This window comes from Bacillus coahuilensis m4-4 (genome assembly GCF_000171615.1).
GTDB classification, from domain to species: domain Bacteria; phylum Bacillota; class Bacilli; order Bacillales; family Bacillaceae_K; genus Bacillus_T; species Bacillus_T coahuilensis.
On the sequence record NZ_ABFU01000007.3, the window covers coordinates 50697 to 56696 of the forward strand.

Consider the following 6000-nt stretch of genomic DNA (forward strand, 5'->3'; position numbering starts at 1 on the left):
AAGACAAAGTCCCTGTCCCCTTGTTTACCTCTGTATTTCACTCTCGAGTCGCGCTATTTTTTGTCGGATCTTCTTTACGTTTTCTTCCATTTCTCTCACCTTCTCCAAAACATTCTGTACATGCTGTTTGATCATCACCAGTCGTTTGGGTGTGTGCTGGGTTCCTACCATGGACCAGTCGACAAACTGTTTGATTTCTTTAATGGGCATACCCGTATCTTTTAAACAAAGAATCAAATTTAAAAACTTCAGTGCATCGTGGTCAAACACTCGGTCGCCCTTCGGTGTTCTTTTTAAAAAAGGAAGCAACCCTTGGTTGTCATAATAGCGTAGTTGAGAGATGGTTAATCCGTTCAACTTGGCCGCCTCGCCTATTGTATAATTCATCCTTCGTACACCCTTCTCCATTACCATGGCATTATGCCGTTTGTGTCTAACAGCTTTCCGTTATAGCTTTCCTCACTTTCTATATAGTTTACAATGATTTTAGCGCCTTCAGCTGGAGTTTTTCCACCAGGTGCGTTGCCGTTTAAATCTGTTGATGTGAAACCAGGAGTTACGCTGAAAATTTCCGGGCCGTCCTCACCGAATTCTCTTCCGAACGTTAAGGTTAATGAATTGGCGGCTGTCTTAGAAGAATTATAGGCAAGCAAGTTCAAATGACCAGCCTCTCCGTTAGCAAACCTCGTTTGAGAGGCCATATCTGTGGTTACATTAATGATTTTGCCTCTTTCAGACTTTTGGAGTAGTGGGTAAAAGGCTTGAATCATTTGGAAGGTTCCAAAAAAATTAACATCAAAAGCCTTCTTTAACATTCCTAGCTCCATCTTTAAAGGAGCTACACCAAAATCAGGGGCAATCCCCGCATTGTTAAGTAAAATATCCAAGTGATCAGTGACCTCACGTATCTGCTCCAGTGAATGCTGAATAGACTCTGAGCTCGTCACATCTACTTGAATAAAGCGTACATTATCACAGCCAATGACTTCAACAGCCTGGATTCCTAACTCTTCATTGCGGGCTCCTAAGAACACGTGAACATCACGCTCCGCTAATTCTCTTACAACCTCAAACCCGATTCCCTTATTTCCACCTGTCACAAATGCATATTTTTTCATACATCTTTCCTCCTTTTTTTCTTACACCAAATACGATACAACCTAAACCTAAGTTGAGGTCAAGGGGAGAGGATCAATTTTTTTATCAATGGGGGGACAGGGACTTTGTCCGCTTACGCAGGACAAAGTCCCTGTCCCCCATTTCATGTCAAAGGCTTGAAAACTTTTATCCGAACAACTAAGAATATGATGGCAATTGCGTAATAGACGAGGGCAATCAAGAGAAATGCTGGGGATTGATTAGGTACTGGTGTTTCTGAAACCATTACAACCCCCGTGATTGCTAGAAGAAACGTCCCACTAATCATAGACATAATAGCAAACACAAGGAGAAGAATGCGAATGAGCCTTCTTATACTAGGATTTTTTAACATATAGAACCCTCCTGCTGGAAATGATGTATTTATTGCGCTTCGTCACAGATCTTTTCGTATTTATCGTTTAGGTAAGCACAACAAGATTGCAATAAAAAACACACATTGAAATCTTCTGTTAAATTCCCTTCTGGATAAGGGACGCCAATATAATCATAAGTAACATTGGTTCTTTTTTGTCCTTTGGTTTCTACCATATATCATGATGGGCTTTTCGCTTTTTATTAATTTCACTACAGTCCCAATAGGAAGTAATGTTAAAGATTCTTCACTCATTTAAAGCTACCCCTTTTTAAGAAAATCGATCGTAGAAATAGTGAGATAGCGCATAGTCCATATATAAAAGCTACCGCCACAAGTAAATAGGGGAGTTCAGCCTGCAATTGCTCTTTAGGTATGACCCAAGACACTAAGACAACGAGAGTGATTGTTCCCATAAGACCTGTTAAAATTGGGAAAAACAAGAGAGAGAAGCTGATTTATTTTTTAAATTTTTCATTATAGGTTGGCATGACGTGATCCCCCTAAACGTTATTTATTTTTTATCTTTTTCTAACCCACCTTTTACTCCAACTCCAATGCCAAGCGCAAATAGACACGTGTTTCAAGTCCAACTGACCCCCTAACTTTGATACTACCTTAGGAAAGGTCTGCTCCTATATAAAAAGGGTCGTATTCGATTCCAAATCATTCTTCTAATAGTAGATAACCAAAAGGTAAGAGGTTCTATCTTTATTTCTATTTTACTTGCAGTTGCACTTCCTAAGGCAGCTGCCGAATAATTCTCTATAGTTGATTTACCTTCTAGAAGAGATATCTTTATAAGAATAGAGTAAATCGTCGAGCTCGGTCACCATGCCAAGTTATCTGGGTAAATTTTCTTTGAAAGTATAAATCCCAAAAAATAAACATTTACTATCTACCCATTCTTTTCTAGTTTAGTCCTAAATGATATTGGAATAAAAAATGCTAGATGGATATGTAAAAAGGACCTTAGCCACTTTGATGAGGACAAAGTCCCTGTCCCCCTAGTCAGCACCAGCTCCGCCGCCTCCGTCTCCACCGCCACCACCGTCGCCTCCACTTGAGTAAAAGCCACCTGAACCATCAGACGAGCTACCGGGTGGAACGCTCCATTTCCAAGAAAGTGCGAGAAATTCAAATGGATCTTGGTCCGTTAGAAAAAGATGCAAAAGTGGAGTGGAAGAAGAAATCTCTTTTTGACTAAAACTTTCAGTTACCCATTTGTTTCTTTTCCTTTTTGGATAGAATAATAGAATTCTAACAAGGAAACGATCGAGATTTTCTTCAGTAAGATGGTGCGTGTCAAAAAGCAAAAGCTCCTTTTTAAAGCAATGGATCTGTCCTTTTATTTCCCTAGCTTTTAATGATAAAGAATGCCTAGGAGTGAAATAAAATAAAATAGTAGAAATCAAGGTTAAGAGGAATAGCTTAACCGCAACTCCTTCACTATAGATTTCACCGATGGAATAGAAAGTAGTCAGTAAAAATAGAATTGAAGGCCAGCGTTTTTCTGCTTGAACCCATCCTAGGATTAAAAGAGTACCCGCAACAACTCCATACAATCCAATCGAGGTTGTTGGTTGTAAATCATACGAAAAAGCAAAAATAATAGAAATGTATAAAAGAAAAGTACCTTTTCATGTTTTTCCTGCCCTCTTTCTCCTTATGAGTGGCACCTGCTAGTTCTGTCAAGTTAAATGAGGAGGATGGGGTTTTTCTGTGTTTAAATGTCCAAGATACAAGCCGTTGTTCTGTCGGTGTGAGGTCTTTCTTTTTTGCTAATAAAGTGAAATGAAGAGTTTCGTTAGGTGATTTAGGGTCTCTAAAAAATCGATTTGTAACAGCTTGAAGGATCACACTTGCTTTTCCATTCTCAACTAATGAAAACAATCCAGCTAGGAGAGCCCTGTTGGTTAGACGTCCTCGTTTTTGAATAACATACAGAAGGAGAGGATCCATACTAAGTAAGTCTGTGGAAGATTTCGAACGTTTAATCTTTCCTAACACTCTCCAGAATGTAAGCATGAAAAGAGTAAAACCTAGTAAAATTAGTACCAATCTCAGCCCTTTTTCATATATTTGTAAGTGTACTAGTTTGGAAGATCTTTGCTCCAGTTGGTTCGTTTCCGTTAAAATGACGTCTTCAACTGGATAGGGAGCTTTCCGTTTCTCTTGGTTAGTCATGATAGAAGAAGGAAATAGCAGTCGAATTTCAGTTAAATTGTACATCTTTGAAACAGGAGTATAATAGCGGACCAGTTCCTCACCTTTTTCCACTACGTTCCCTTCTCGGCTATGAAAATAAGCACGATAGTCTTTTGGTTCTATTGCTTCAGGGAAAACAAAATCAATGGTCACATTATGGATATCTTTGTCGTGATTGTAACCCGTCCCAAAAAAAGGAACAGTAAGATCGCTATATGTTTCATAAGTTTTTACAGCGTTTTTTAATTTATATACAAATAAAAAGGATTTCGTTGTATCTTTAATGGGATAGCTAGCGTTATAGGTCGTGTAATCTTGTTCAACAGTCAGAGGAACAAGGTCAGCAAAAAGAAATAAATCCAATCTCAACATCATTTTGTTTTAGTTCATAGACTTCAAAATACTCAATTCCTTCATGGTGTTCTTGGTGAATGGAGCGAGATATCGTATCAAATTCTCCGTCAAATGTGTAAGTGAATTTCTCATTAACAAGTAAATCCCCGTTAGATTGAATCCAACCCCTAATATGAACACTGTCAATTGTATACGATTTAGAGTAAACGACCTCACTAAAAAAGTTTGCAGTTATGAATAAGAAGAGTAAAACAATAAGGAGCTTATGAGATAATTTCATAGAGTTTCCTCCTTTTATGTAAAGGAATTAAAGAGCACCAACCATTTTCCAGTATATTCTTTATTAGTTACGAAGTGGTAATGTTAAGGTTTCATATAAAAATAGAATCACTCTATTTCATTCTTTCTTGACAATTCTACTAAAATACTATATTTTATTCTCAATAAGCTTGATATCGTTTCTCCTAAAGGGGAGTAGCTTTAACAGCAAAGTCGTCATTACGGAGTGAACCACTCTCGGCTTTGTTGGCAACTTTACCGTTGTTAGCAAGACCTTTACCAATTGGTAGAGGTCTTTCCTGTTTTTAAGACCTTTACCACCTATGCTGGTAAGGGTTATTTTTATATCATTTACCAGCTTGTGAGAAACGCTTCTCAGCTGAATAAAATAATAAGGAGAGAAAACGATGAGACGAGTAAAGGTATCCCTATTAGAACTCATGAAGCAAAATAAAGAGGAGCTTCTTCGCAATAAGGAAGAGCTTGAAAGAATTGAACAGCGCATCGAAGAAAAGCACGCTTCAAGTGCTAAGTCTAAAGCGATCTAACGAACCATTTATTCTACGTAACTATTTACAGGAAAGGGCGAAGGCGAGTGTAAAAGAAAATCGATTTCTAACCTATTATATTTTAATAAGGAGAAACGATTTTAGTTGAACAACCATTGGCGTAATATGTTTATTGCGTTTACATTCATTATTTTATTTGATTCACACTATATGGCTGTAGCAAGTGAAGAGAAAAAGAACCCACCGAGGTTTCAACACACTATCGTTCAAATGGTACAGAGCCATTCCTTCCCTACAGTACGATTTTGAAGATAAAATAAATAAAGGTTGAAGTATCAAGGAAATTGCAGTAGATAAATGAATATACCACAAAGTAAAAAACCGAGTACATATCGTACTCGGTCAGCTTGTCGAGAAAGTTAATTTTTTCATAGTTATTCAAAGGTTTTTTTGCTTCGATATCTTTGGATAAGTATAAAAAAAGATTGCTTCCCATTTATCCTAGCTTCGCTAGGTGGGTCGCAATCTTTTTTATATTCTGGCAAGCTGCAGTTAGAAGAACCTGCTCACTTGCGTTTTTAATTCCCCTAAACCTGCAATAGCGAAGCCCATGCAGCTCTTTTGAGTCTGCGAAGCTTCGCTCCACTTTTTCTTTTCTAAATTTATATAGCTTCTTTCCAGGATTTGATAACCTATTTATCCTTACCTTCTCTTTATGTTCTTCCCATACATGACGGGTTACCACTTTCACATTATTTTTAGATCTTGTACATTGTGATAGAAGTGGACAACTGCCACATAATTTTGGATCAGATTTATATTCTCTATATCCTTCTCGATTCGTTGTTCGGTAAGTTAATGCTTTCTTGTTGGGGCAAACATAAATGTCTTGGTCTTTTTCATATGTAAATTTCCATTTTGGGAATAAACCAGTTGTAGGGCGGTACCTTCTATGTGCAATTACACCAAATATTTTCCTATCGGCTAGCCCCTTACATATAGGGTTTGTAAGATATCCAGAGTCCAGTGCGACAGCTTCTACTTGAAAACCAAAACGTCCTATTTGACGGTCTAAGCGATTAAGGTAAGGAACCGAATCGTGAACGTTACCTGCGGTAACGAATGCATCAGTTATGA

11 protein-coding genes are annotated in these 6000 nt (G+C 37.8%); 2 read left to right on the forward strand and 9 right to left on the reverse strand.

Annotation, left to right across the window (positions count from 1 at the left end):
* Positions 1 to 24: 24 nt before the first annotated feature.
* The 8 genes from M44_RS01425 to M44_RS01455 form a co-directional block, all read right to left on the reverse strand.
* A complete protein-coding gene (locus tag M44_RS01425) occupies positions 25 to 387 on the reverse strand; it encodes a MerR family transcriptional regulator (protein WP_010170220.1) in 363 nt (120 codons plus the stop codon).
* Positions 388 to 407: 20 nt separating this feature from the next.
* Entirely contained in the window at positions 408 to 1118 is a 711-nt protein-coding gene (locus M44_RS01430) for an SDR family NAD(P)-dependent oxidoreductase (protein WP_010170221.1), read from the reverse strand.
* Positions 1119 to 1261: 143 nt separating this feature from the next.
* The gene (locus tag M44_RS01435; RefSeq protein WP_010170222.1) at positions 1262 to 1492 is read right to left on the reverse strand and encodes a hypothetical protein; all 231 of its coding nucleotides are present in this window, start codon (positions 1490 to 1492) and stop codon (positions 1262 to 1264) included.
* Between the two features lie 29 nt (positions 1493 to 1521).
* Positions 1522 to 1689 (reverse strand): DUF4176 domain-containing protein, encoded by a 168-nt coding sequence (locus M44_RS29720; protein WP_155814866.1) that lies wholly within the window; start codon positions 1687 to 1689, stop codon positions 1522 to 1524.
* Positions 1646 to 1768 (reverse strand): DUF4176 domain-containing protein, encoded by a 123-nt coding sequence (locus tag M44_RS29725; protein WP_010170224.1) that lies wholly within the window; start codon positions 1766 to 1768, stop codon positions 1646 to 1648. The genes M44_RS29720 and M44_RS29725 overlap by 44 nt, the downstream gene beginning before the upstream one ends.
* A gap of 752 nt (positions 1769 to 2520) precedes the next feature.
* Entirely contained in the window at positions 2521 to 3078 is a 558-nt protein-coding gene (locus M44_RS01445) for a hypothetical protein (protein WP_010170226.1), read from the reverse strand.
* Between the two features lie 25 nt (positions 3079 to 3103).
* Positions 3104 to 4084, reverse strand: coding sequence for a DUF2207 domain-containing protein (locus M44_RS01450; RefSeq protein WP_010170228.1), 981 nt, complete (start codon positions 4082 to 4084; stop codon positions 3104 to 3106).
* Positions 4062 to 4355, reverse strand: a complete 294-nt coding sequence (locus M44_RS01455) for a DUF2207 domain-containing protein (protein ID WP_010170230.1) — start codon at positions 4353 to 4355, stop codon at positions 4062 to 4064. Before M44_RS01455 ends, M44_RS01450 begins: the two co-directional genes overlap by 23 nt.
* Positions 4356 to 4761: 406 nt before the next feature.
* Here M44_RS01455 and M44_RS25745 point away from each other — a divergent pair, with 406 nt between their 5' ends.
* Together M44_RS25745 and M44_RS26660 are read left to right on the forward strand one after the other, a co-directional pair.
* Positions 4762 to 4902 (forward strand): FbpB family small basic protein, encoded by a 141-nt coding sequence (locus M44_RS25745; protein WP_010170232.1) that lies wholly within the window; start codon positions 4762 to 4764, stop codon positions 4900 to 4902.
* 105 nt (positions 4903 to 5007) lie between these two features.
* A complete protein-coding gene (locus M44_RS26660; protein WP_010170234.1) occupies positions 5008 to 5172 on the forward strand; it encodes a hypothetical protein in 165 nt (54 codons plus the stop codon).
* 187 nt (positions 5173 to 5359) lie between these two features.
* On the opposite strand, the gene M44_RS01470 is transcribed toward M44_RS26660, so the two are convergent.
* On the reverse strand, positions 5360 to 6000 hold a 641-nt coding region (locus tag M44_RS01470), incomplete at its 5' end, for an IS1182 family transposase (RefSeq protein WP_010170236.1).

What these genes read in the sequence shown, in the direction of transcription:
- M44_RS01425 (WP_010170220.1), bottom strand. Translation starts at nt 387, where the DNA reads ATGAATTATACAATAGGCGAGGCGGCCAAGTTGAACGGATTAACCATC.
- M44_RS01430 (WP_010170221.1), bottom strand. Translation starts at nt 1,118, where the DNA reads ATGAAAAAATATGCATTTGTGACAGGTGGAAATAAGGGAATCGGGTTT.
- M44_RS01435 (WP_010170222.1), bottom strand. Translation starts at nt 1,492, where the DNA reads ATGTTAAAAAATCCTAGTATAAGAAGGCTCATTCGCATTCTTCTCCTT.
- M44_RS29720 (WP_155814866.1), bottom strand. Translation starts at nt 1,689, where the DNA reads ATGGTAGAAACCAAAGGACAAAAAAGAACCAATGTTACTTATGATTAT.
- M44_RS29725 (WP_010170224.1), bottom strand. Translation starts at nt 1,768, where the DNA reads ATGAGTGAAGAATCTTTAACATTACTTCCTATTGGGACTGTAGTGAAA.
- M44_RS01455 (WP_010170230.1), bottom strand. Translation starts at nt 4,355, where the DNA reads ATGAAATTATCTCATAAGCTCCTTATTGTTTTACTCTTCTTATTCATA.
- M44_RS25745 (WP_010170232.1), top strand. Translation starts at nt 4,762, where the DNA reads ATGAGACGAGTAAAGGTATCCCTATTAGAACTCATGAAGCAAAATAAA.